The sequence below is a fragment of the Streptomyces sp. NPDC059443 genome, from assembly GCF_042750105.1.
GTDB lineage: Bacteria > Actinomycetota > Actinomycetes > Streptomycetales > Streptomycetaceae > Streptomyces.
Window position 1 is genome coordinate 39,513 of record NZ_JBHYVM010000021.1, and the last position, 23,899, is coordinate 63,411.

Below are 23,899 nucleotides of genomic sequence, written 5' to 3' on the forward strand. Positions count from 1 at the left end.
TTGCGCGGGCTGGCTATGTTTTTATAACCCCCCCCGGGGGGGGCGGTTGTCCCCCGTCCCCCCCGGCCCCGGCCCCCCCCCCCGCCCCGGGGGGGGGGGGGGGGGCCACGGTCGTTTCCGGCGAAGACGCGCCCGACGGCCCACGGGGACCGTTCGGCGACGGGAAGGGACCGGTCGGCGCAGGGCGGGCCGGGTTACGTCACGCGGCGGATGACTCCGCCACCCGACGGCAGGACGCTCACGGCATCCCGACCCGGAAGGGGTGGCCATGCCCGCGACCACCGGTACCCGCCGACGCACCGACGCCCACGCCCTGGCGCGGCTCCAGCGCGACCACGGCAAGGCGCTCTACGGTTTCCTCCTCGGCCTGACCTTCGGCGACCGCCACCGCGCCGAGGACCTCCTCCAGGAGACCCTGTTCCGCGCCTGGACCCACCCCGAGGCCCTGGAGAGCGGGACCCACGCGTCCATGCGGCCCTGGCTGTACACCGTCGGCCGGCGCGTGGCCATCGACGCCCGCCGGGCCCGGCTGTCGCGGCCCGCCGAGGTCGGGCCCGACGGGCTGGAGCAGTCGCCCGCCGACGAGGACCGCACCGAGCGGTCCGCCGCCGTCCTCGACGTCCGCGAGGCCCTGCGCTCACTCAGCCCCGATCACCGGGCCGTGCTCGTCCAGATCTACTTCCACGGGGCCAGCGTCTGCGAGGCCGCCGAAGCGCTCGGGGTACCCGCCGGTACGGTCAAGTCCCGTACGCACTACGCCCTGCGGGCCCTGCGCGACCTCCTGCCCGGCTACGATCACGGCCACCGCCGACCGTGAGCGGACCTCCAGCTTCGCCAGGATGTGCGAGACGTGCGTCTGGACGGTCCTGCGGGACAGGAAGAGGGCCGACGCGATCTCGGGATTGGTCCGGCCCCGCGCCACCAGCAGGGCCACCTTCAGCTCCGCCGGAGTCAGCGCCTCCCAGCCCCGGGCCGGCCGCCGCCGCGCCGCCCGGCTGCCGCGCCGCACGCCCAGGCTCCGCAGCCGCGCATCGGCCCGGGCGATGTCCCACCGCGCGCCCAGGGCCTCGTAGGAGGCCACCGCGCGGGTCAGCGCCGACCGCGAACCCGGCAGGTCCCCGTGCCAGGCCCGCGCCACCGCCAGGTCCTCCAGGGTCTGCCCCAGCACCAGTTCGCCCCGGGCCCGAGCCACCGCCTCCGCCAGCAGCTCCGGATCCTGGGCGAACAGCCCCCGGGAGCGCAGCAGCGCCAGTGCCGGGCCCGGATACTCCGGCAGCGCGGCCGCCGTGCGCGCGCAGGCGGCGACCGCCGAGCGGGCCGTGTCCGTGTCCCCGGCCTCCAGTGCGAGCCGTACGGCCTCCGACAGCGCCCAGGCGCGGTCGAAGGCCACCGCCTCGTCCGCGACGTCCTCCAGCGCGGGCCGCAGCGCGTCCACCGCCTCACGGACGCGCCCGTCCCGCTCCGCGAGCAGGGACCGCGCCAGCAGGATGTGCGCGATGTGCCGGCGGGCCGAGGGCGGCGCGCACGCGTCCGGCGCGAGCTTCGCCAACTCGGCGTGCGCCGCGTCCCGTTCGCCCCGGTGTCCCATGACCAGCGCGCGCAGCCCGTGCGTCACCACCGGCAGCCAGCCGTCCGAGACCGGCAGGCCCTGCGCCCGGGCGAGACCGGCCAGCGCCGCGTCCCAGTCGCCGAGCCGGTAGTCGAGAGCGGCCAGCAGCACCTCCGTCACCACCAGCCGACCGGTGGACCCGGTCCGGGCCGCCAGCTCCCGGGCCTCCCGCAGCGCTCCCGCCGCCACCTGCGGCTCGTCGAACCGCAGGTGCCCCTCGGCCTGGTTCGCGAGCAGCAGCAGCCGCATGTCGTTGGCGGCCGGACTGCGCCGGGCGTACGCGATGCCCGCCGCGACCCGGCCGAGCGACTCCCGGCCCCGGTTCAGGTGGAACAGGGCGAAGGACATGGCGTGTTCGGCCTCCGCCCCGCACAGCGGATCGCCGAGCCGCGCCGCCTCCGCGACCAGCGGCCCGGCCAGCGCGTACGCCTGCGCCGGCCGGTGCAGATCGGCCAGCGCCAGCACCCGGCACGCCTCCAGGCGCAGCCGCAGCAGGGGGCAGGCGACCTGCTCGGCCAGCGCGTCCTCGGTGACCGCCAGCGAACCGGCCATGTCCCCCTGGATCATCAGCGCCGACACCAGCTTGAAGGCCAGCGCGGCCCGCCGCTCCGGGTCCTCGGCCCGCTCCCGCAAGGTGGCGAGGAGCTCCGCCGACTCGGGGCGGCGCAGCATCAGGGCGGCGTCGGCGAGGCCGTCCTCCAGGGCTTGCCGGTGCGGGCCCTCGGCCTGGTCCACGGCCCGGCGCAGCAGCACGGCCGCCGTCTCGGGCGCCCGCGCGATCAGGGCCTGGGCCGACCGCGCCGTCCACCGCAGTGCCCACCGGTCCAGCGCCCCGCCGCCCAGCAGCTGCCCGGCCGTCCGGGCGGGATCGAGCCCGGCCCCGGCGAAGGCCCGCGCGGCCTCCTGGTGCAGGGCCGTGCGGGCGGCCCGGGGCAGCGCCCCGTACAGGGCGAGCCGCACCGCGGGATGTCGGAAGCGGAGCGCGTGGCCCTCGGCCCCGCCGGGCGCCACCCCGGGGTCCGTGTCCGTCCACGTCCGCGGACTCCCCGACTCCAGGCCGCACGGCTCCAGGACGCCGGCCAGCAGCGGTTCCTCCAGGTCCGCGAGCAACTCCCGTACCGGTCTCGCCCGTACGAGGGCCAGCTCGCGCACGGTGAACGCCGGGCCGAGCAGCGCGGCGTGCCGGAGCCCGGCCGCGGCCGCAGCGGAGAGCTGCGCCAGTTCCCGGGTCACCGACTCGGGCGGCGGGGGCAGTTCCCGTACGGGCAGGGCCAGTTCGGCGGCTCCCTCGCGGAGTTCGACGACCCCGGACCAGTGCGCGAGCAGCTCCCGCAGCAGCCGGGGATTGCCGCCCGCCTGCCCGGCGGCCTCCCGCAGCCGGGGACCGGGCGGCGCCCCGAGCGCGTCGCGGACCAGCGCGGCCGACTCCGCCCCGGTCAGCGGCCCCAGCCGGAGCGTCCGCCCGGCCGGCCCGCCGCCCAGGGCCGCGCACAGCTGCTCCACCTCCGGCCGCCGGGGCAGCGGCCGCCGGGCCGCCACCAGCAGGAGCGGCAGCCGCTGCGCGGCCCGGGCGAGGTGGCGCCACAGCAGCAGACTGGCGGTGTCCGCCCACTGGAGGTCGTCCAGGGCCAGCAGCACCGGCCGCCGCCCGCACCACTCCTCGGCGTCCGCGGCCAGCAGGTCCATGGCGGCGAGCAGCGCCCCGCCCGGCTCCGCCGACCGCCGGGCCTCGCGCAGCAGGGCCAGGGCCCGCGCCCGCCCGGGGCCGTCCGGATGCAGGCAGTCCAGCGCGGCCCGCAGCGGCAGTCCCGTGCCCAGCGCCTCGGCCGCCCCGTACCGGACCCGGCAGCCGAGTCCGGCCGCGCTGGCCACCGCCTCGCGCAGGAACGCGGTCCGGCCCGCGCCCGGCTCCCCTTCCACGACCAGGCAGCCGCCGACGCCCTCCGTACCCGCCCGCACCCACCTGCGCAGCTCTTCGCGGCGCTGTGCGCGGCACTCCTCGCGATCCTGCCGTTCCTGTTCTCGCCCGACCCGCACGTCGGCGATCCCTCCGGTCGTTCGCGCCCATCCCAGGATGGCAGCTCCCGGACCGGTCAGCGCCGGGGAAACCGGCCAGGTGGGGCCGAACTGTGCACACCCGCACGGTACTTGGGGATCCGCACGGTGATCTTCATGCCCGCGCCCACTCCCGTTTCGATGACGAGGCCGTGGTCGTCCCCGTAGACCTGGCGCAGCCGGTCGTCCACATTGGGCAGCCCGATGCCCGAAGACGAGCCGGAGTGCTCCCCGGCCAGGATGCGGCGCAGCAGGGCCGGATCCATCCCGACGCCGTTGTCCTCGATGGTGATCAGCGCCTCCGCGCCCGCGTCCCGGGCCGCGATGGTGATCCGGCACTCCTCGGTGGAGTCCTCCAGCCCGTGCTTGACCGCGTTCTCCACCAGCGGCTGCAGACACAGGAACGGCAGCGCCACCGGCAACACCTCCGGCGCCACCTGCAAGGTCAGCTTGAGCCGCTCCCCGAACCGGGCCCCGGCCAGCGCCAGGTACTGCTCGATGGAACGCAACTCCTCGGCCAGCGTGGTGAAGTCCCCGTGCCGGCGGAAGGAGTAGCGGGTGAAGTCCGCGAACTCCAGCAGCAGATCCCTGGCCCGCTCCGGATCGGTGCGCACGAACGAGGCGATCGCGGCGAGGGAGTTGAAGATGAAATGCGGGGAGATCTGCGCGCGCAGCGCCTTGATCTCCGCCTCCATCAGGCGGGTCCGCGAACGGTCCAGCTCGGACAGCTCCAGCTGTACGGAGACCCAGCGCGCGAGCTCGGTCGCGGCCCGCACCAGCACCGCCGACTCCCGGGACCCGTAGGCCACCAGCGCGCCCAGCACCCCGTCCTCGCCGGTCAGCGGGGCCACCACCACCCACTTCAGCGGGCAGTCGGGACGCTCGCACTCGGTCCGCACGCTCTGGCTGCGGCCCGATTCCAGCATCAGGGCGACCCGGACCATCGCGCGGCGCTCGTGGTGGTCGGCGCCCGGACCGTCCCAGGCGAGGACGTGCCGGCGGTCGGTCAGACACAGGGCCTCGGTGCCGAGCAGCGAGCGCAGGCGCTTGGCGGCCTTGCGGGCGGCGTCCTCGGTGAGGCCGGCGCGCAGCGGGGGAGCGGCGAGGGAGGCGGTGTGCAGGGTGTGGAAGGTGGCCCGTTCGACGGGGGTGCCGAGGTCGAGGCCGAAGGCGCGTTCGCCCCGCCGGGCCTGCCACCGGCCGCCGGCCCAGCCGAGCCCCAGCAGTACCACGGCCCCGGCCGCGGCCAGCACGGAGAGCAGTGCTCCGCTCATGGAGCACCGCCCTCGCCCGAGAGCACCGACCCGCTCATGGAGCACCGCCCTCGACCGCCACGGCCTCCGGCAGGTGCAGCCGGGCCAGCGTCGCCGCCGTCCCCGCCGGGATCCGCCCGCGCGTGCCCAGCGACACCACCACCATCGTCAGGAACCCCAGCGGCACCGACCACACCGCCGGCCACGCCAGCAGCGTGTTCGGCCAGCCCGCCGGAGCCAGCCCCGCCCGGGTCGCCAGCACCGCGCTCAGCGCCGCCCCGCCCCCGGTCAGCAGCCCGGCCACCGCCCCCGGCGGGGTCAGCCCGCGCCACCAGATGCCCAGCACCAGCAGCGGACAGAACGAGGACGCCGACACCGCGAAGGCCAGCCCCACCGCGTCCGCCACCGGCACGTCCGTCGCCGCCACGCTCCCGCCCAGCGGCACCAGGATCGCCACCAGCACCGCCACCCGGAAGCTCCCCACCCCGCGCCACGGCAGCACGTCCTGGTGCAGCACCCCCGCCACCGCCATCGTCAGCCCCGACGCCGTCGACAGGAACGCCGCGAAGGCGCCCCCGGCCAGCAGCGCCCCCAGCAGTTCCCCGGCCGGCCCGCCCACCAGCCGGGACGGCAGCACCAGCACCGCCGCGTCCGCCTCTCCGGTCAGGGCCAGCTCGGGGGCGTAGATCCGGCCCAGCGCCCCGTACACCGGGGGCAGCAGGTAGAACGCGCCGACCAGCCCCAGCACCACCAGCGTGGTCCGGCGCGCCGCCCGCCCGTTCGGGCTCGTGTAGAAGCGGACCGCCACGTGCGGCAGCCCCATGGTCCCGAGGAAAGTGGCCAGAATCAGCCCGTAGGTCGCGTACAGCCGCAGCTCCGGCCGGGCCCCGGACAGTGGCTCCGACCAGCTGGACACGGCGGGCCCGGTGTCCGTCCGGGTCCCGGGCAGGGGGGAGTCCGGGTCGAACGCCAGCCGCGCGTGGGCCCGTACGGAATGGCTCCCGGCGGCCAGGGTCACGGACTCGTCCGCGTACGGGTGCCCGTCCACCTGCCCGGTCACCGTCACCGTCAGCGGCGCGTCCAGGGACAGCCTTACGTCCTCGGCCAGGGTCACGGAGGTGTGCGCGCGGAAGACCGCCGGGGCGTCGAAGGTGGCGCGCGGCGCGCCGTCGCCCACCCAGGCCGCCAGGAGGAAGAACACCGGAACGAGCAGCGCCGTCAGCTTCAGCCAGTACTGGAAGGCCTGCACGAAGGTGATGCTGCGCATTCCGCCGGCCGCCACCGCCGCCGTCACCACACAGGCGACGACCACCCCGCCCACCCAGTGCGGGGCCCCCGTCAGGATCTCCAGGGTCAGGCCCGCGCCCTGGAGCTGCGGCAGCAGGTACAGCCAGCCGACCCCGAGCACGAACAGCACCGCGATCCGGCGCACCGCCTGCGATTCGAGGCGGGCCTCCGCGAAGTCGGGCAGGGTGTACGCGCCCGAGCGCCGCAGCGGGGCCGCGACCAGGACGAGCAGCACCAGGTAGCCGGCGGTGTAGCCCACCGGGTACCAGAGCATCTGCGGCCCCTGGAGCAGCACCAGGCCGGCGACGCCGAGGAAGGAGGCGGCGGAGAGGTACTCGCCGCTGATGGCCGCCGCGTTGAGGCGGGGGCCGACCGTGCGCGAAGCCACGTAGAAATCGGAGGTGGTCCGGGATATCCGCAGGCCCAGCGCGCCGAGCAGCACCGTGACCAGGACGACGACGGCGACCGCGGTCAGCGCGTACGTCTGGTTCACCGGTCGGTCCTTCGGCTGAGTGGGGCCAGGCGAGATCCGAAAGGGACGGCCTGGAGGGATCACGGGAGTTTACGCATGCTCCCGGACCCGGCGACAGGCCGTCCCCGACCGCGCGGCCGGATGGCGTCAGAGCGCGGGGTCGCGGTGTTCCGCGCAGTCCCGCAGGGCGATTTCCAGCTCCACGTACGATTCCTCCGCCCGCCGGAACGCCAGCGTCAGCGCCGCCTCGGCCCGGGGCGGTACCTGGCCGCTCGCACCCTCGCGGGCCTCGTACAGTACGTCGGCCCAGCGCGCGGCCGCGCTGCGCAAGCGGGCCAGCAGCGCCTCGGTCTCGGCGGGCCCGGCCGGACGGGTGCGGGGCAGTCCGGTCAGTGCGTCGAGCAGCGCCTGGATTTCGGACATCTGCTTCCTCCCGGGGCGGAAGATCCACGATACGCGCGGCCGGTCGTCGCGTCGGGCCGTCGCGCCACCGCTGCGGCCGACGGCTCCGGCGGATCGCCGTACGCCCCTCCGGGCGCGGTGAACGGCTCGCCCGCGCGCCGGACGGTCGCCCGCGCCGTCCACCCCGCCGCTCGGCCGTCGCCCGCCTGCTGCCCGCCCGCCGCTCGCCTCCCGTACGCCCGCCGCCCGGCCGTCGCGGTCAGCCCATCGCCTGGCGCATCAGGAGGTCCCGGAGTTCCCGCGTGTGCCGTCGGCTCACCTGGAGCTCGGCCGATCCGACGCGGACGGTGGTGGTGCCCGCGTCCAGGCGGAGTTCGTCAATGCGGCCCAGCGCCACCAGGTGGCGGCGGTGGATCCGGACGAACCCGCGCGCCGCCCACCGCTCCTCCAGCGTGGCCAGGGGGATCCGTACCAGGTGGCTGCCCTCGTCGGTGTGCAGCCGGGCGTAGTCGCCCTGGGCCTCCACGTACGCGATGTCGGCGATCGCCACGAAACGGGTGACGCCGCCCAGCTCGACGGCGATCTGGTCGGGGGTGCGGTCCGCGCCGGCCCCGCCGGCCCCGGCGGGGACCTCGGGAACGGGGCGGCGCGGCACCGGTACGGCGGGCACCGCCCCCGGCGAGGCCACGGCCCCGAGCAGGGCCGCGGGCCCGGCGGGCGGGGCGGCCGGCGGGTCGGCCGGGCCGCCCGGAGCCGGCGGCTGCGCGGTCCGCCCGGACTGCGCACAGGCCCGCCGCACCGCCTCGGCCAGCCGCTCCGGCCGGACCGGCTTGAGCACGTAGTCCACGGCCTTGAGGTCGAAGGCCTGTACGGCGAACCCCTCGTGGGCGGTGACGAACACGATCAGCGGCGGCCGCGCGAACCCGGCCAGCAGCCGGGCGATGTCCAGCCCGGTCAGCCCCGCCATGTGGATGTCGAGGAAGACCACGTCGATGCCGTCGGGCCCGTCCGGGCCGCTCTCCAGCGCACGCGTGATCCGGCGGAGCGCCTCGGTGGCGTCCGAGGCACCCTCGGCGCTGCGCACCCGGGGGTCGGAGCGCAGCAGGTAGAGGAGCTCTTCGAGCAGGGGCTTCTCGTCGTCGACGGCCAGTACGCGCAGCATGCGAGCGAGTCTAGATTCCGCTTCGCCGGGGCGAAACGGTGCGCGGCCCCCGCCCGGGGGGAGGGGGGCGGGGACCGCGCGGTCAGGTGGCCTTTACGGGACCAGTGGTTACTGGACGGTGATGAGCTTGCCGTCGGGGGCCACCGCGTACCACGTGCCGCCGACGCCCTGGCCGTTGATGTCGCCGGCCTTCTTGTCACCGGTGAAGGTGTAGACGGGCCAGCAGTTCACCGTCTGCTGCTTCTTGCCGTCGGGGCGGTCCAGCACGAGGAAGTTCTTCTCGACGATCCCCTTGGCGTTGGCCTGGTCCACCGGGGGCACGACCGGCCACTTGGCCACGCAGTCGCCCTCGCACTTGGAGACCATGGGCCACGCGGTGTCGGGCTTGAACCGGTAGACGGTCATCCCGTTGCCGTCGACGATGTGGTCGCCGAGCTTGGGGTCCTTGGCCACGGTCAGCGCTCCCGCGGCCTGGGCCGCGCCGGGGGCCGGGGCGGCCGCCTTCGCCGCCTTCTTCCCGTCGGGCGCCGCCGCGAACCAGGTGCCGCCGACGCCCTGCCCCTTGGTGTCGCCCGCCTTGGTGTCCTTGGCGAACCGGTACACGGGCCAGCCCGCCACCGTCAGCTGCTTGCTGCCGTCGCTGCGGACCACCTCGCCCAGCAGCGCCGGGTCCATGCCCGCCGCGGCGGTGGCGTCACCGGCCGCGACCACCGGCCAGGTCTTCGCGCAGTCCCCGTCGCAGTTGGACTTCGAGGGCTTCGCGGTGTCCTTGTCGAAGCGGTACAGGGTGAAGCCCGCACTGTCGGCGAGGACGGAGCCGAGCTGCTCGTTCGCCGCGATGGCCAGCTGCCCGGCGGGCTTGGCGGCCCCGGCCGCTCCTGCGTCGGCGCCCCCGGACCCGTAGCCGTCGCCGTAGCCGTCGCCCGAGGAGGACTTCTGGGCGGGGGCGGCCGCACCGGCCGGCTTGGTGGTGTCGCCCGCCTTGTCGTCCCCGCCGCAGGCGGTCGCGGTGAGTGCGACGACGACCGCCACGGCCGCCAGGGTGGTTCCGCGCTTGATGCCCATCTTGATCTCTCCCACGTGTGTGTCCTACGACCGCCGCCGCGTCCGCCCCCTTCGGCCCCTTGGGACCTCTTCGGATCGGCCGCGTCGGCAACTGTGTGCAGGACACGCCTCGTTGGAGCCGTTCTGTTCAATCGTCCGATGTGGGCTGTTTCACTCACCCCGCGCCGAACCCGGCCCGCCGCATGGCCGTGGCCACAGCGAGGCCGAGCGTGCGGTGTCCGGAGTCGTTGGGGTGCAGGCCGTCCGCCAGGTGCTCGGGGCCCAGCAGGTCCCGGCCCGGCAGCAGGGCGAGGCGGCCGTCCCCGGCGGTGATCCGGTCCCGGGTGGCGCGCTCCATCGCGTCGCGCAGGGCGCCCAGGGTGGCGCCCAGCCTGTTCGGGGTGCGCTCCGCGTCGGGGCGCAGCACGGGGGAGAGGAGGAGTAACGGGGTCCGGGGGTGGCCCTGGCGGATCAGTTCGAGGAACACGCGGGTGGTTTCGTACAGGAGCGGGACCGAGAACGGCACGCGGGACCAGCAGTTGGTGCCGAAGGCGAGGGTGATGACGTCGGCGGGGAGCTCGGCGAGCTGCTCGGCGGTGGCCAGCTCCCCGCGCGCGGCGCCCGCGTAGCCGAGGTTGACGGTGTCCCAGCCGAGCGCCCGCCCCGCGACCGCCGGCCAGCCGTGCGCGGGCCGGGTGGACCACCAGCCCTCGGTGATCGAGTCGCCGTGCACCACCCAGCGCGGAGCGGGCGGCGGCGGGCTCACCCGGCCGCCGATCCCGCGCACGCCGAGGATCAGCGGGGACTGCGTCTCGGGCGGATGGATGATGAACGGGCCCGGCCCGCCCGGCAGTTCCATGCGCACGACGGCCTCCGCGGCCGGTTCGGTGAACAGCTCCCGGACCACCCCGTGCCGGTCCCAGAGGGCGAAGCAGTGGGCGAGGTCGTGCAGCGCGTCGGTGGGGCCGGGCACGGTCGCCCGGTAGCGGATCTCCACCGCCCGCGCACCCTGCGCGGTGAACTCCAGGCGCACCCCGATGGGCAGGGTGGCCCGCTCGCCGGTGTCCCAGGGCAGCCGCATGGTGTCGGAGGGGTCGGCGCGCACGGGACGGCCCTCGTGCAGCCAGGCCACCCCGCGCAGGAAGGGTCCCGGGTCCAGCCAGTGGTCCGTGCCCGACGCCTGGGCGGGGACCCGGACTCCTTCCTCCGCGGTGTCCTCGGTTCTCCAAGCGCTCATTGCTCGCCTCCGATCGTCGGGTACGGGGACTTCGCGCCGGCGCCGCCGCCGACCATCCGAGTCTGCCGCGTGATGTGCGCGGATTGCGGTGAGGCCGCGAAAGACAGCACGACTGCGGTGGGTGCGGTCCCGGCGGCCGTGCGGACGGGCGTCCATGGCGGCACGCTCCGGCAGATCTGACGAAGTGTCAAGAACGCGGGTCAGGGTCCCCTGCGCATTGATCGATCATCCGCACGCAACAAAGGACCATCCAGGACAGATCCGCGCAACGATCGTGCGCCAATGTGCAAGGATGGTGCATTACGGGCGGTATCACTCAGCTCGTAGGCTCACTCGCTGTACGTGGAGTGGCGTGGACCGCCTGCTCGGCGGTCCCCCATGCCCAGGCCTCAGGCCTGCTCCTGCTCCGGACCGCTGCGGTCGACGCCGACAACCCCACCCGCAGTGACAAAGGAGTCCCCTCGTGCTCGATCACGGCCAGGCGCCACCGCTCGCCCCCGAACAGGCGCCCCGCAAGCCCGCCCACCCGCTCCTGCGCCGCAAGCCGGTCGAGCAGCTGGTGGCCGAGGGCGGCCAGGGCGAGGGCGGCTCGCTGCGCCGCTCGCTCACCATGTGGCAGCTGACGATGATCAGCATCGGCGCCACCCTGGGCACGGGCATCTTCGTCGTCCTCGGCGAGGCCGCCCCCAAGGCCGGCCCGGCAGTGACGATCTCCTTCATCATCGCGGGCCTGACGGCGCTGTTCTCGGCGCTCTCCTACGCGGAGCTGGCCGGATCGGTCCCGGTCTCCGGGTCCTCGTACTCGTACTCGTACGCCACCATGGGCGAGTTCATCGCCTGGATCTGCGGCTGGTGCCTGGTCCTGGAGTACGCCGTCTCGGTCGCGGCCGTCGCCGTCGGCTGGGGCCAGTACCTCAACGAGCTCCTCGACGGGACCATAGGCTTCACCATCCCCGGGAGCCTCTCCGCCCCGCTGGGCGACGGCGGCTGGATCAACCTGCCGGCGCTCGTCGTCATCCTGCTCTCCATGGTCTTCCTGATGCGCGGGGCCAAGGAGAGCGCCACGGTCAACTCGATCATGGTCGGCGTCAAGATCGTCACCCTGCTGCTCTTCATCGGCATCGGCGTCATGGGCATCAAGTCCGGCAACTACACCCCGCTGGCCCCCCTGGGCGTCACCGGCATCAGCGCCGCCGCCTCCACGCTCTTCTTCTCGTACATCGGCTTCGACGCCGCCTCCACCGCCGGTGAGGAAGCCAAGAACCCGAAGAAGGACCTGCCGCGCGCGATCATGCTCTCGCTGGGCATCGTCACGATCCTGTACGTCCTCGTCGCCTTCGTCGCCGTCGGCGCCATGCCGTGGCAGGACTTCGGCGGCACCGAGGCCGCGCTCGCGAAGATCATGACCAACGTCACCGGCGACAGCTTCTGGGGCGTCGTCCTCGCGGCCGGCGCGGTCATCGCCATCTTCTCCGTCGTCTTCGCCGTGCTCTACGGCCAGACCCGCATCCTCTTCGCGATGTCCCGCGACGGCCTCGTTCCCAAGGTCTTCGCCAAGGTCGACGCGAAGACCGGCGTCCCGCGCGCCAACGTGGTGATCGTCTCCCTCTTCTGCGGCGCCCTCGCGGCCTTCATCCCCCTGGGTGAGCTCGCCAACGCGACCAGCATCGGCACGCTCTTCGCCTTCGCGCTGGTCAACGTCGCCGTCGTGATCCTGCGCCGCACCAAGCCGGACATGCCGCGCACCTTCAAGGTGGCGCTCTTCCCGGTCACGCCGATCCTCGGCTTCCTCGCCTGCGCCTACATGATGTACAGCCTGCCGGCGGCCACGTGGATCGCTTTCGGTGTCTGGATGGCCGTCGGCCTCGTGGTCTACTTCCTCTACGGCATCCGCCGCTCCCGACTGGCCACCGCCGAGCCGACCACCACAGAGCCGGCCGCAGCAGAGAAGTGATCCACGCGCAGTGCGACTGAACGATCTCGACGAACGCATCGTGCACGCCCTCGCCAAGGATGCCCGCCGCTCCTACGCGGACATCGGCTCCGAGGTCGGCCTCTCGGCCCCCGCCGTCAAACGGCGCGTGGACCGGTTGCGCGCCGAAGGAGCCATCACCGGCTTCACCGTGCGCGTGGACCCCGCCTCGATGGGCTGGGAGACCGAGGGCTTCATCGAGATGTACTGCCGCCACAACACCTCGCCGGACGACATCCGGCGCGGGCTGGAGCGCTACCCCGAGGTGGTGTCCGCGTCGACCGTCACCGGCGACGCGGACGCCCTCGTCCAGGTCTTCGCCTCCGACATGCGGCACTTCGAGCGGGTCCTGGAGCGGATCGCGGGCGAGCCCTTCGTGGAGCGCACCAAGTCCGTGCTCGTCCTCTCCCCGCTGCTTCGGCGTTTCACCTCGGGCGCCCCGGCGTAGTCAGGCGTGCTGCGGCGCCTCGTCCTTCATCAGGTCCTGCAGCGTCGCGCGGAACTCCGGAGTGTCCTGGTGGCCGTGCACGTCGACGGAGTGCAAGACCGCCGCCCGCATGACTTCCTCTTCCTCACCCGCGATGGTGAGGGAGCAATGCGATTCGCTGGGGTACTGCCTGCAGTCCATGACCTTGCGCATGATGTACCTCCCGGGATGGCAGGTGCAGATGGACTCACCTCCCACGATCCTCTTCCCGGGCCGGGGGCGAAAGTCGGGGCGTCACCAAGGCCACACCTAGCGGCCGAGGTACCCCCGGCGGGCCCATTCCCCGGCCAGCAGCCGGTACGAGCGCACCCGGTCGGCGTGGGAGTGGGTGATCGTGGTGATCAGCAGCTCGTCCGCGCCGGTCGCGTCCCGCAGCCGTTCCAGCTGGTCGGCGACCGTGGCCGGGGACCCCGCGAACTGGGTCTCCACCCGGTCGGCGACCAGCGCGTGGTCCGCCGCCGACCAGCCCCGGACCAGCTCCCGGGCCTCGGCCGGGGTGGGGAAGGGGATCGCGCCCTCGGCCGTGCGGATGCTGCGCACCCATGGCCCGTACCCGGCGGCGAGCTCCCTGGCCTCCGCGTCGCCCGGCGCCACCACCACATCGGCGGAAACGCTCAGGTAGGGCCGGTCCAGCCCGCCCGGCCCGGCCGACGGTTTGAAGGCCTCCCGGTACGCCGAGGCCGCCGCCAGCACGTTCGCCGGACTGACGTGGTAGTTCGCCGCGAACCGCAGCCCGCCCGCCCCGGCCGTCTCCGCGCTCACCCCGGCGCTGCTGCCCAGCACCCACACCTCCACCTCGGCCCCCTCCCCGGGCACGGCGTGCGCCTCGACCCCGTCCGGCGAGCGGTACTCCCCGCGCAGCAGGGCCAGTACGTCGGCCACCTGCCCGGGGTACTCCTCGGACTCGGCCCCCGGCAGGTGCAGCAGCCGGTGCTGGAGCGCGAGGCGCGGGTGGCCCCGTAGATGGGCGAAGGAGAACGGCTCCGGGATGCGCAGCCCGTTCTCCGTCGTGTGGGCCCGCGCCGGCTCCCCGGCCGGGTGCTGCGGCGGGCCGCCCGCCGAGCGGCCCAGGCCCAGGTCGATCCGGCCCGGGTACGCCGCGTCCAGCAGGCCGAACTCCTCGACCGTGGACAGCGCCGTACGGTGCCCCAGCTGGACCGCGCCCGAGCCGATCCGGATCGAGGTGGTCGCCGAGGCGGTCAGCGCCACCACGACGGCGGGGGAGGACCCGGCGACCCCCGGGTTGAGGTGGTGCTCGGCGAACCAGTACCGGGCGTAGCCGAACCGCTCGGCCTGCCGGGCCAGGTCCACGGTGCTGCGCAGGGCCTCGGCCGCCGTGGAGCCGGACGGGATCGGGACGAGGTCGAGGATCCCGAGCGGGACGGTGGCGGGCATGGGGTCTCCTCAGTTGTGGGCGTGGGCGTGGGCGTGGGCGTGGGCGTCGGCGAGGGGCCGGGTGCGGGGGAGGGGAGCCGCGAGCCCGAGGTGATCGCGGAGCGTCGGGCCGCCGTACTCGGCGCGGAACACCCCGCGCTCCTGGAGCAGCGGCACGACGGCGTCCGCGAAGCCGTCCAGCCCGCCGGGGGTCAGGTGCGGGACCAGGATGAAGCCGTCCGCGGCGTCCTCCTGGATCAGGTTGTCGATGGCCCGCGCGACCGTGAGGGGAGAGCCGACGAAGGACTGCCGGCCGGTCGTCTCGATCACCAGCTCCCGGATCGACAGCCCCCGGGCCGCCGCCAGCTCCCGCCACTCCCGCGCGACGGCCACCGGATCCCGGTTCAGGCGTACGCTCGCCCGCCCCAGCGCGATGGTGTTCTCCCCGGGGGCCGGGTCGACGTCCGGCAGCGGCCCGTCCGGGTCGTAGCCGGACAGGTCCCGGTTCCACACGTGCTCCAGGTACTTGATCGCGGTCGCCCCGCTGACCTGCTTGAGCCGCACCTCACGGGCCAGCTCCCGGGCCTCGGCATCGGTGTCGCCGAGTACGAAGGTGGCCGCCGGCAGGATCTTCAGCTCGTCGGGGGTGCGCCCGTACCGGGCCAGGCGCCCCTTGACGTCCGCGTAGAACGCGCGGCCCGCCTCCAGGGTGCTGTGCCGGCCGAAGATGGCGTCGGCGCCGGCCGCCGCGAACTCCCGGCCCTCGTCCGAATCGCCCGCCTGGAAGACGACGGGCCGCCCCTGGGGGCTGCGCGGCACGTTGAAGTGGCCGGAGATGTCGAACTGCCGGCCCCGGTGGACGAAGGCCCCCGCGCCCGCGTCCCGCAGGAACTCCCCGGAGACCGGATCGGCGAGGATCTCGCCGCCGTCCCAGGCGTCGAACAGCTCGTGCGCGGTGGCCAGGAACTCCCGGGCCCGCTCGTAGCGTTCCTCGCGCGGCAGGAAACCGCCGCGCCGGAAGTTCTCCCCGGTGAAGGCGTCCCAGGAGGTGACCACGTTCCATGCGGCCCGGCCGCCCGACAGGTGGTCGAGGGAGGCGAACTGGCGGGCCACCTCGTAGGGCTCGTTGAAGGTGGAGTTGATGGTGCCGGTCAGCCCGAGGTGCTCGGTGACGGCGGCCAGGGCCGCCAGCACGGTGAAGGTGTCGGGCCGCCCGACCACGTCCAAGTCATAGATCTGGCCGCCCTGTTCGCGCAGGCGCAGGCCCTCGGCGAGGAAGAGGAAGTCGAACTTGGCGCGCTCGGCGGTGCGCGCGAAGTGGACGAAGGAGTCGAAGTCGATGTGGCTTCCGGCGGCCGGGTCGCTCCACACGGTGGTGTTGTTGACCCCGGGGAAGTGGGCCGCGAGATGGATCTGCTTGAGCGGCTTGCTCATGTGTCTGTCGGTCCTTCCGGATACGGAGGTCAGGCGGAGACGGCGGCGGAGGCGGCAGCGGAAGCGGCGGAGTACCGGTTCGCGGGGCGCTCCAGCCCCAGCAGGCCGCGGAGCGAGGAGGCCTCGTACGCGCTGCGGAACGCCCCGCGGCGCCGCAGTTCCGGGACCAGGACGCGGGTGATCGCCGGCAGATCGTGCGCGAGCACCCCCGGCCGCAGCCGGAAGCCGGTCAGGCCGACCCCGTGCCACTCCAGCAGCAGATCGGCGAGGTGGGCCGCCGTGCCCGCGAAGACGTGGGCGTCACTCGTGTACGCGGCCCCGTGCGCGGCGTCCAGCCGCTGGAGCCGGCGCTCCGCGACCGCCGGTTTCTCGTCGAGGAAGACCGTCAACTCGCCGAATACGTGCGGGACTCCGGGGAGCGCGGCGACGGCGGAGCGTGCCTCGTCCGTGGTGCGCGGGGTCACGTAGCCGATGTCGGCGGTCCGGGCCAGGAAGGGGTACACGGCGGCGTCGGAGGCGAGCGCGCTGACCGGCGGCCTGCCCTGCGGCGGCCGGGGGGTGATGGAGGGGCCCCTGACGCTGAAGCGGGGCCCCTCGAAGTCGATGTAGTGCAGCTTGGCCCGGTCGACGAACCGGCCGGTGGCCACATCGCGGATCTCGGCGTCGTCCTCCCAGCTGTCCCACAGCCGGCGCACCACCTCGACGTGGTCGGCGGCCTCCGCGTACAGCCCGGCGGTCTCCTCTCCCGCCGCGCGGCGCCCGAAGTGGCGTACCTCGTCCGGCCGTTCGGAGATCTGGATCCGCAGACCGGCGCGCCCACGGCTGACGTGGTCCAGGGTGGCCAGCGCCTTGGAGACGTGGAACGGCTCGGTGTGCGTGGCCACCACGCTCGGCACCAGCCCGATGTGCCGGCTCAGCGGCGCCACCCGGGCGGCCACCAGGACCGCGTCGAGCCGGCCGCGCACCAGGTCGGTCCGGCCGTCGGGCCCGGCCGGATCGGTGGACTGGAGGCCGAGCGAGTCCTCGAAGGTGACGAAGTCCAGCAGGCCGGATTCGGCCTCTGCGACCAGCGCCGCCCAGTACCCGGCGGTGAACAGCCGGTCGGCCCCGGCGCCCGGTTCGCGCCAGGCGGCCGGATGCCAGCCGGCGCCGTCGAGGGCGACGGCGAGCCGGATGGAGGGGGAAATGGAGGGGGAAGGGGAGGGGGAAGGGCTGGTCGAACGGTGGGCGTGGGCGGGCATGGCGGAGCTGCCTCCTGATCGGGCGGCGGGCGGGGCGGGCGGCGCGGCCGAGAGGCGCGCGGATCGCGGAGCGCGGAACGCTGATCAGGAACGACAGAGGGAAGCGGCGACCCGCTGGAGGTCGATGTGCGCGCGGGAGTGCAGATGCACGGCGCGGCCGGGGGCGACGGCGTCACCGGCGGTGCGTGCGGTGCGTACGGTCATGCCCTGCCACCCCCTCCGCTCCGGTCGTTCTACCGACGCTAGGTCAGAGGGGGCCGGGCCACAACGCCCGTACGGCCGATCCGTGTTAAGCCTTCGTGTCCGTGTTAAGCCTTCGTGTCGGGAGTGCGAAGCCCGATGAAGAACGGCTCCCGGCGCAGGGTGAACCCCATCGCCTCGTACAGGGCTATCGCCGAGGTGTTCTGCGCCGCCGCGTGCAGGAACGGGTTCTCCCCGCGCTCCTCCACGGCGGCCACCACCGCGCGGATCAGCCGCCCGGCCAGACCCTTGCCCCGGTGGTCGGGGTGCGTGCACACCGCGCTGATCTCCACCCAGCCCGGCGGGTGCATCCGCTCGCCGGCCATCGCCACGAGGCGGCCGCCACTGCGGATCCCGAGGTACGTGCCCAGCTCGACGGTGCGCTCGCCGAACGGGCCGGGCTTGGTCAGCGCCACCAGCTCCAGCATCTCCGGCACGTCGGCGGGCCCCAGCAGGACCGCCTCCGGCTCCTCCTTGCCCCCTACCGGACGCCCGTCCAGCTGTACGCCCGGCAGCGACACCAGGGTCTCCCAGCCGGGCGGCGGGGTCAGCAGCCCGGTCACCCAGACCTCCTGACCCGGCCCGGCCAGCGCGGCCAGATCCGCCCAGGCGCGCGGGTCCTCGGGATCGGCGAGCGCCGCGAAGGGGGACACGTCGGCGGGATAGCGGGCGGCGAGCCCGGCGGGCCCGGTCTCGGCGAAGCCCCGGTGCGGGCCGTCGAGGGCCGCCCAGACGGGATTGTCGAGGACGCTGCCGGGCCGGTACTGGGCGGACATGGGCGGTGCTTCCTTCCGGTCGTGCGGGCGCTCTTGACGGCCCCGGGCGGTGCCGTGAGACTGCGAAGGTCAGCCTAACGGGGGCCGCGGACACGAGGGGGACCCGGTGGACCAGCTCACCACGCCACCCGCTCCCCTCCGCCGCTCCTGGCTCACCCGCCGTCTGCACATCGACCTCCTCCGCGTCTGCAGCGCCACGGCCCCGGCCTTCTAGGCCCCGCCGAGTACGTACGCAGGTACCTACGCAGACAGCAGACAGAGGAGAGCCATGTCCCAGACCCATGTCCAGACCAAGGCCCAGACCCATGTCCAGACGTATGCCCACGCCCGGCCCGAGGCGGCGGCGCCGTCCCTGCGCGGGCGGATCGGGGCCGGGTTCTCGCCCGTCCCGCACCGGTACCGGGTCTTCCTCGCCGCCGACGACTGTCCGCACTGCCGTGGCGTCGCCGCCGCACTCGCCGCCCCGGGGCTCCGTGACGCCGTAGCCGTGACCGTCCTCGTTCCCGGCACCGGCACCGAGGCGGACGCCGACGGCGACACCACCGGGCACGAGGCGCTCCGCCGCGCCTACGAGGCCTCTGGGCACCACCACGACGGCCCGCTCACCGTCCCCGCCCTCTGCGACGGCTGGAGCGGCCGGGTGGTGTCCAACCACACCCCCGACATCCTGGAAGACCTGCGCCGCCTCAGTGCGGACCCGGCCTTCCGCAAGGCCCCGTAGGGGCCCGGCCGGGCCGCGGTAGGGCCTCGTCAGACGGCCGCGCAGGGCTCCGCGCAACGAATCGCCGGGTCCGCCCCGCAAGACGCAACGAATCGATGCGCGGAGCGCAACGGTCACGGCTTGTCGGGGTCGAACGCGCGAACGTACCGTCTTATGACCCCCACCCCTCCTGCCACAGAGGTACGCCCATGCCCCCGTTGCGCACCGCCCTCCTCCAGAGCTCCGGACGGCTCGGCGACACCGCCGCCAACCTGAAGGCGCTCGACGAGGCCGCGGCACGCGCCGCACAGGCGGGGGCCGGGCTCCTCGTGACCTCGGAGATGTTCCTGACCGGCTACGCGCTGGAGATCGAGGACATCGCCCGGCTCGCCGAACCGGCCGACGGCATGTCGGCCCGCGCCATCGGCGAGATCGCCCGCCGCCACGGGGTGGCCGTGCTCTACGGCTATCCCGAGCGGGACGGCGGAGCCGGCGACACGGTCTACAACGCCACCCAGCTGATCGGCCCCGACGGCGACCGGCTGGCGAACTACCGCAAGACCCACCTCTTCGGCTGCTTCGAGCAGGACGCCTTCACCCCCGGCGACGTCCCCGTGGTCCAGGCGGACCTCGGCGGACTGCGGATCGGCCTGATGATCTGCTACGACGTGGAGTTCCCCGAGAACGTACGGGCGCACGCGCTCGCCGGCACCGACCTCCTCCTGGTGCCGACGGCGCAGATGCACCCGTTCCAGTTCGTCGCCGAACAGCTGGTACCCGTACGGGCCTTCGAGAACCAGATGTACATCGCGTACGTCAACCGGACCGGCCCGGAAGGCGAGTTCGAGTTCGTCGGGCTCAGCTGCCTGGCCAGCCCCGACGGGGTCACCCGGACCCGCGCCGGGCGCGGCGAGGAGCTGGTGATCGGCGAGGCCGACCCCGAACTGCTGCGGGCCTCGCGCGAGACCAACCCGTACCTGCGGGACCGCCGCCCCGGCCTGTACGCCTCGCTCGTCTGACCCTCCTCCCGCCCGGTCCTCCGGGCCCCCGGCCTTCCTCCCCCCTGCCCCACCCCGCTAGGAGTCGTACCCCATGACGTCCACGGTGCCCACCACCGCCGTCCCGCACAGCGACGGTCAGCCGCCGATCACGATGTTCGGTCCGGACTTCCCCTACGCGTACGACGACTTCCTCGCGCACCCGGCGGGCCTCGGCCAGATACCGGCGACCGAGCACGGCACCGAGGTCGCCGTCATCGGCGGCGGACTGTCCGGCATCATCTCCGCGTACGAGCTGATGAAGATGGGCCTCAAGCCCGTCGTCTACGAGGCCGACCAGATCGGCGGCCGGCTGCGCACGGTGGGCTTCGAGGGCACCGGCACGGACGGGCTGACCGCGGAGATGGGCGCGATGCGCTTCCCGCCGTCGTCCACGGCGCTCCAGCACTACATCGACCTCGTGGGCCTGGTCACCGAGCCCTTCCCGAACCCGCTCTCCCCGGCCACCCCCTCCACGGTGGTCGACCTCAAGGGCGAGTCGCACTACGCCGAGACCATCGCCGACCTCCCGCAGATCTACCGCGACGTCGCCGCCGCGTGGAACGACTGCCTCGACGAGGGCGCCGACTTCTCCGACATGAACACCGCGATGCGCGAGCGGGACGTCCCGCGCATCCGCGAGATCTGGGCGAAGCTCGTCGAGAAGCTCGACAACCAGACCTTCTACGGGTTCCTCTGCGAGTCGGAGGCCTTCCAGTCCTTCCGCAAGCGGGAGATCTTCGGCCAGGTCGGCTTCGGCACGGGCGGCTGGGACACCGACTTCCCGAACTCGATCCTCGAAATCCTGCGCGTCGTCTACACCGAGGCCGACGACCACCACCGCGGCATCGTGGGCGGCTCGCAGCAGCTCCCGCTGCGCCTGTGGGAGCGCGAGCCCGAGAAGATCGTCCACTGGGCCCAGGGCACCTCCCTCTCCTCGCTCCACGAGGGCACCCCCCGCCCGGCGGTGACCCGTCTGCACCGCACCGCGGGCAACCGCATCACGGTCACGGACTCCTCGGGTGACATCCGCACCTACCGTGCGGCGATCTTCACGGCCCAGTCCTGGCTGCTGCTCTCCAAGATCTCCTGCGACGACTCGCTCTTCCCGATCGACCACTGGACGGCGATGGAGCGCACCCACTACATGGAGAGCTCCAAGCTCTTCGTCCCGGTCGACCGCCCGTTCTGGCTGGACAAGGACGAGGAGACGGGCCGCGACGTCATGTCGATGACCCTCACGGACCGCATGACCCGCGGTACGTACCTCCTGGACAACGGCCCCGACAAGCCGGCCGTCATCTGCCTGTCCTACACCTGGTGCGACGACAGCCTGAAGTGGCTGCCGCTGTCCGCGAACGAGCGGATGGAGGTCATGCTGAAGTCCCTCGGCGAGATCTACCCGAAGGTCGACATCCGCCGCCACATCATCGGCAACCCGGTGACCGTGTCCTGGGAGAACGAGCCCTATTTCATGGGCGCGTTCAAGGCCAACCTGCCGGGCCACTACCGCTACCAGCGGCGCCTGTTCACCCACTTCATGCAGGACCGCCTCCCCGAGGACAAGCGCGGCATCTTCCTCGCGGGCGACGACATCTCCTGGACGGCGGGCTGGGCCGAGGGCGCGGTCCAGACGGCGCTGAACGCGGTCTGGGGCGTCATGCACCAGCTCGGCGGCGCCACGGACTCCACCAACCCCGGCCCCGGCGACGTCTACGACGACATCGCCCCGGTCGAACTCCCGGAGGACTGACCCGTCCCGATCTCCCCCGGAGCGCCCCCACCCCCGGCGTCTTTGGCCCCGTGACCACGGGCCGCCCCCGCGCACGAACGCGGCGGCGGCCCGTTCCCATGTCCGGCGCCGGAGCCGAGGCCAAACCCAGCCCCGCCGGCGGGGGTCAGCCCGTCGGGGTCAGGAGGCAGCGGCCGACCAGGCCGACGCCCGCGTCGAGGGACTCGGCGAACTCCTCCGCCAGGTCGGGGGAGCGGCGCAGGGACCAGAGGAGGCGGGCCGAGGCCCAGGCACCCGCCCGGGCCCGTTCCAGGCTCCACGCGCCGATCAGGTGCGTCAGCGGGTCCGCGATCTCCAGGAGGTCCGGGCCCGGCATCAGGTCCTCCCGGATGTGTTCCTCCAGGGAGACCAGCGTGTCGCCGACCCGGTCGAAGTCCGCTTCGAGAGCCGGAGGATCACAGTCCAGGGTCCGGCACGTGGAGACCACCGCCAGCGCCAGGTCATGGCCGATGTGCGCGTTGATCCCGGCCAGCGCGTGCTGGAGCGGCCGGACCCCGGGGTGGCGGCGGTACTGCAGGAGCGGCCGCCAGCAGGCCGGGGCCCGGTCCGCCTCCACCGCCGCCAGGTAGCGCTCGGCGAAGCGGACGCTGAGCGTCTCCGCCCGGCGCGGAGACGGGAACGCGCCGTGCGAGATCCGCTCGTGCAGCGTCTGCGTCACCGTGAGGTACACCCGGTTGAAGACGGCGACGCCGTCCCGCTCGGGCAGCCGCTCGTCCAGGGCGCGCATCCGCGCCAGCACCGCTTCCATGGGGACCATGGGAGGCAGCGTCCCAGTCGCGGGCCGGGATCAGGGGAACTTGGCCGTACGCTTCGCCGGTTCGGGCGAAGCCACGTCAACCCCGCTTGTCGCCGGCACCCGAGTCCGCGGCCCCGTCCGCCGCCCCGCCCGTCCCGTCGTACGCCGACGTGCCCGAGTCCAGCAGGGGCTCCTGCTGCTTCATGTGCGCCGGGGCGAAGCAGCGCAGCGCGTGGTAGCCGGTGATGACGACGATCGTGCCGAGCGCGATCCCGCCCAGTTCGAAGCTGTCGCTGATGTGCAGCTTGACCCCGCCGACGCCGATGATGATGCCGGCGGCGGCCGGCACCAGGTTCAGCGGATTGCGCAGGTCCACCCGGCCGTTGATCCAGATCTGCGCGCCGAGCAGGCCGATCATGCCGTACAGGATCACGGTGATCCCGCCCAGCACCCCGCCGGGGATCGCGGCGACGACCGCGCCGAACTTCGGGCACAGGCCGAAGAGGAGCGCGAACCCGGCGGCCGCCCAGTAGGCGGCGGTCGAGTACACCCGGGTGGCGGCCATGACGCCGATGTTCTCGGAGTACGTGGTGTTCGGCGGGCCGCCGAGCGCCGTGGAGAGCATCGACGCGGCGCCGTCGGCCGCGATGGCCGTGCCCAGCTTGTCGTCGAGCGGGTCGCCGGTCATCTCGCCGACGGCCTTGATGTGCCCGGCGTTCTCCGCGATCAGCGCGATGACCACCGGCAGCGCGATCAGGATCGCCGACCACTCGAAGGCCGGCGCGTGGAAGGACGGCAGGCCGATCCAGTCGGCCTTGGAGACCCCGGACAGGTCGAGCCGCCAGTGGTCCACGGCCTCCGCCCCGCCCATCGTGGAGTGGATCTTGCCGAAGAACAGGTCGAGGATCCAGGAGAGGCCGTAGCCGAAGACCAGGCCGAGGAAGATCGCGATCCGCGACCAGAAGCCCCGCAGGCACACCACGGCGAGCCCGGTGAACGCCATGGTCAGCAGCGCCGTCCACTGGTCCTGGGGCCAGTACGTGGACGCCGTCACCGGCGCCAGGTTGAAGCCGATCAGCATCACGACCGCGCCCGTCACCACCGGCGGCATCGCCGCGTGGATGATCCGCGCCCCGAACCGCTGGACGGCCAGGCCGGCCAGGAAGAGCGCCGCGCCGACCACGAAGACCGCGCCCGTGACCACCCCGCTGTCCCCGCCGCCCGCCCGGATCGCCGCGGCGACACCCACGAACGAGAGCGAGCAGCCCAGGTACGAGGGGACCCGGCCGCGCGTCGCGAGCAGGAAGATGACGGTGGCGACACCGGACATCATGATCGCGAGGTTCGGGTCCAGCCCCATCAGGACCGGCGCGACGAAACTCGCTCCGAACATCGCCACGACGTGCTGGGCGCCCAGCCCGGCGGTCCGCGGCCAGGTCAGCCGCTCGTCCGGCCGCACCACCGCGCCGGGGGCGGGGGTGCGCCCGTCTCCGTGCAGGGTCCAGCGCACGCCGAGGCCCATGTTCCACCACTTCCGTTTGTCGGTCCGGTCAAGCGTCGAGCTACGAGGCCGCAGGCGGCCAGGCGAC

Annotated in this window: 20 protein-coding genes and 1 pseudogene; 6 read left to right on the forward strand and 15 right to left on the reverse strand. The window is 73.8% G+C overall.

Annotated elements, in window-relative coordinates; all coding sequences use genetic code 11:
• The first annotated feature begins 268 nt into the window (after positions 1-268).
• The gene (locus ACFXDJ_RS20915; RefSeq protein ID WP_384662631.1) at positions 269-817 is read left to right on the forward strand and encodes a sigma-70 family RNA polymerase sigma factor; all 549 of its coding nucleotides are present in this window, start codon (positions 269-271) and stop codon (positions 815-817) included.
• 36 nt (positions 818-853) lie between these two features.
• On the opposite strand, the pseudogene ACFXDJ_RS20920 reads toward ACFXDJ_RS20915, so the two are convergent.
• The 7 genes and pseudogenes from ACFXDJ_RS20920 to ACFXDJ_RS20950 all read right to left on the reverse strand — a co-directional run.
• Positions 854-3,646 (reverse strand): annotated as a pseudogene (locus tag ACFXDJ_RS20920) (ATP-binding protein); the annotation flags it as partial.
• A 56-nt stretch (positions 3,647-3,702) separates the two neighbouring features.
• Positions 3,703-4,938 carry a histidine kinase gene (locus ACFXDJ_RS20925; RefSeq protein WP_384662625.1) on the reverse strand — a complete coding sequence of 412 codons (1,236 nt, stop codon included), beginning with the start codon at positions 4,936-4,938 and terminating at the stop codon, positions 3,703-3,705.
• Positions 4,939-4,972: 34 nt separating this feature from the next.
• A complete protein-coding gene (locus ACFXDJ_RS20930; RefSeq protein ID WP_384662622.1) occupies positions 4,973-6,697 on the reverse strand; it encodes a cation acetate symporter in 1,725 nt (574 codons plus the stop codon).
• 126 nt (positions 6,698-6,823) lie between these two features.
• Positions 6,824-7,099: a hypothetical protein gene (locus ACFXDJ_RS20935; protein WP_384662619.1), complete on the reverse strand. Its 276-nt coding sequence runs from the start codon at positions 7,097-7,099 to the stop codon at positions 6,824-6,826.
• Between the two features lie 238 nt (positions 7,100-7,337).
• Positions 7,338-8,240 carry a LytR/AlgR family response regulator transcription factor gene (locus ACFXDJ_RS20940; RefSeq protein ID WP_384849883.1) on the reverse strand — a complete coding sequence of 301 codons (903 nt, stop codon included), beginning with the start codon at positions 8,238-8,240 and terminating at the stop codon, positions 7,338-7,340.
• A gap of 108 nt (positions 8,241-8,348) precedes the next feature.
• On the reverse strand, positions 8,349-9,305 hold the full coding sequence (locus ACFXDJ_RS20945) for an SCO0930 family lipoprotein (RefSeq protein ID WP_384662139.1): 957 nt from the start codon (positions 9,303-9,305) through the stop codon (positions 8,349-8,351).
• A 154-nt stretch (positions 9,306-9,459) separates the two neighbouring features.
• A complete protein-coding gene (locus ACFXDJ_RS20950) occupies positions 9,460-10,521 on the reverse strand; it encodes a GDSL-type esterase/lipase family protein (RefSeq protein WP_384662133.1) in 1,062 nt (353 codons plus the stop codon).
• A 463-nt stretch (positions 10,522-10,984) separates the two neighbouring features.
• On the opposite strand from ACFXDJ_RS20950, the gene ACFXDJ_RS20955 reads away from it, so the two are divergent.
• Positions 10,985-12,475: an amino acid permease gene (locus ACFXDJ_RS20955; protein WP_384662130.1), complete on the forward strand. Its 1,491-nt coding sequence runs from the start codon at positions 10,985-10,987 to the stop codon at positions 12,473-12,475.
• 10 nt (positions 12,476-12,485) lie between these two features.
• A complete protein-coding gene (locus ACFXDJ_RS20960) occupies positions 12,486-12,941 on the forward strand; it encodes an Lrp/AsnC family transcriptional regulator (protein WP_384662127.1) in 456 nt (151 codons plus the stop codon).
• On the opposite strand, the gene ACFXDJ_RS20965 is transcribed toward ACFXDJ_RS20960, so the two are convergent.
• The 6 genes from ACFXDJ_RS20965 to ACFXDJ_RS20990 form a co-directional block, all read right to left on the reverse strand.
• Positions 12,942-13,121 carry a DUF1059 domain-containing protein gene (locus ACFXDJ_RS20965; protein ID WP_384662124.1) on the reverse strand — a complete coding sequence of 60 codons (180 nt, stop codon included), beginning with the start codon at positions 13,119-13,121 and terminating at the stop codon, positions 12,942-12,944.
• Positions 13,122-13,229: 108 nt separating this feature from the next.
• Positions 13,230-14,375: an LLM class flavin-dependent oxidoreductase gene (locus ACFXDJ_RS20970; protein ID WP_384662121.1), complete on the reverse strand. Its 1,146-nt coding sequence runs from the start codon at positions 14,373-14,375 to the stop codon at positions 13,230-13,232.
• Between the two features lie 9 nt (positions 14,376-14,384).
• Entirely contained in the window at positions 14,385-15,788 is a 1,404-nt protein-coding gene (locus ACFXDJ_RS20975; protein WP_384662119.1) for an NtaA/DmoA family FMN-dependent monooxygenase, read from the reverse strand.
• A 29-nt stretch (positions 15,789-15,817) separates the two neighbouring features.
• Positions 15,818-17,029, reverse strand: coding sequence for an LLM class flavin-dependent oxidoreductase (locus ACFXDJ_RS20980; RefSeq protein WP_384849886.1), 1,212 nt, complete (start codon positions 17,027-17,029; stop codon positions 15,818-15,820).
• Between the two features lie 84 nt (positions 17,030-17,113).
• Positions 17,114-17,233, reverse strand: coding sequence for a putative leader peptide (locus ACFXDJ_RS20985; protein WP_384663582.1), 120 nt, complete (start codon positions 17,231-17,233; stop codon positions 17,114-17,116).
• A 104-nt stretch (positions 17,234-17,337) separates the two neighbouring features.
• Positions 17,338-18,045 (reverse strand): GNAT family N-acetyltransferase, encoded by a 708-nt coding sequence (locus ACFXDJ_RS20990; protein WP_384663584.1) that lies wholly within the window; start codon positions 18,043-18,045, stop codon positions 17,338-17,340.
• Between the two features lie 268 nt (positions 18,046-18,313).
• On the opposite strand from ACFXDJ_RS20990, the gene ACFXDJ_RS20995 reads away from it, so the two are divergent.
• The 3 genes from ACFXDJ_RS20995 (at position 18,314) to ACFXDJ_RS21005 (ending at position 21,535) form a co-directional block, all read left to right on the forward strand.
• On the forward strand, positions 18,314-18,766 hold the full coding sequence (locus ACFXDJ_RS20995) for a hypothetical protein (protein WP_384663586.1): 453 nt from the start codon (positions 18,314-18,316) through the stop codon (positions 18,764-18,766).
• Positions 18,767-18,954: 188 nt separating this feature from the next.
• Complete coding sequence (locus tag ACFXDJ_RS21000; protein WP_384663587.1) at positions 18,955-19,764, forward strand: carbon-nitrogen hydrolase family protein; 810 nt, start codon at positions 18,955-18,957, stop codon at positions 19,762-19,764.
• Between the two features lie 73 nt (positions 19,765-19,837).
• Positions 19,838-21,535: a flavin monoamine oxidase family protein gene (locus ACFXDJ_RS21005; protein WP_384663589.1), complete on the forward strand. Its 1,698-nt coding sequence runs from the start codon at positions 19,838-19,840 to the stop codon at positions 21,533-21,535.
• Between the two features lie 145 nt (positions 21,536-21,680).
• Here ACFXDJ_RS21005 and ACFXDJ_RS21010 read toward each other — a convergent pair whose 3' ends face one another.
• Positions 21,681-22,331 carry a DUF5995 family protein gene (locus ACFXDJ_RS21010; RefSeq protein ID WP_384664248.1) on the reverse strand — a complete coding sequence of 217 codons (651 nt, stop codon included), beginning with the start codon at positions 22,329-22,331 and terminating at the stop codon, positions 21,681-21,683.
• 76 nt (positions 22,332-22,407) lie between these two features.
• Positions 22,408-23,832 (reverse strand): uracil-xanthine permease family protein, encoded by a 1,425-nt coding sequence (locus ACFXDJ_RS21015; RefSeq protein ID WP_384849889.1) that lies wholly within the window; start codon positions 23,830-23,832, stop codon positions 22,408-22,410.
• Positions 23,833-23,899 lie beyond the last annotated feature (67 nt).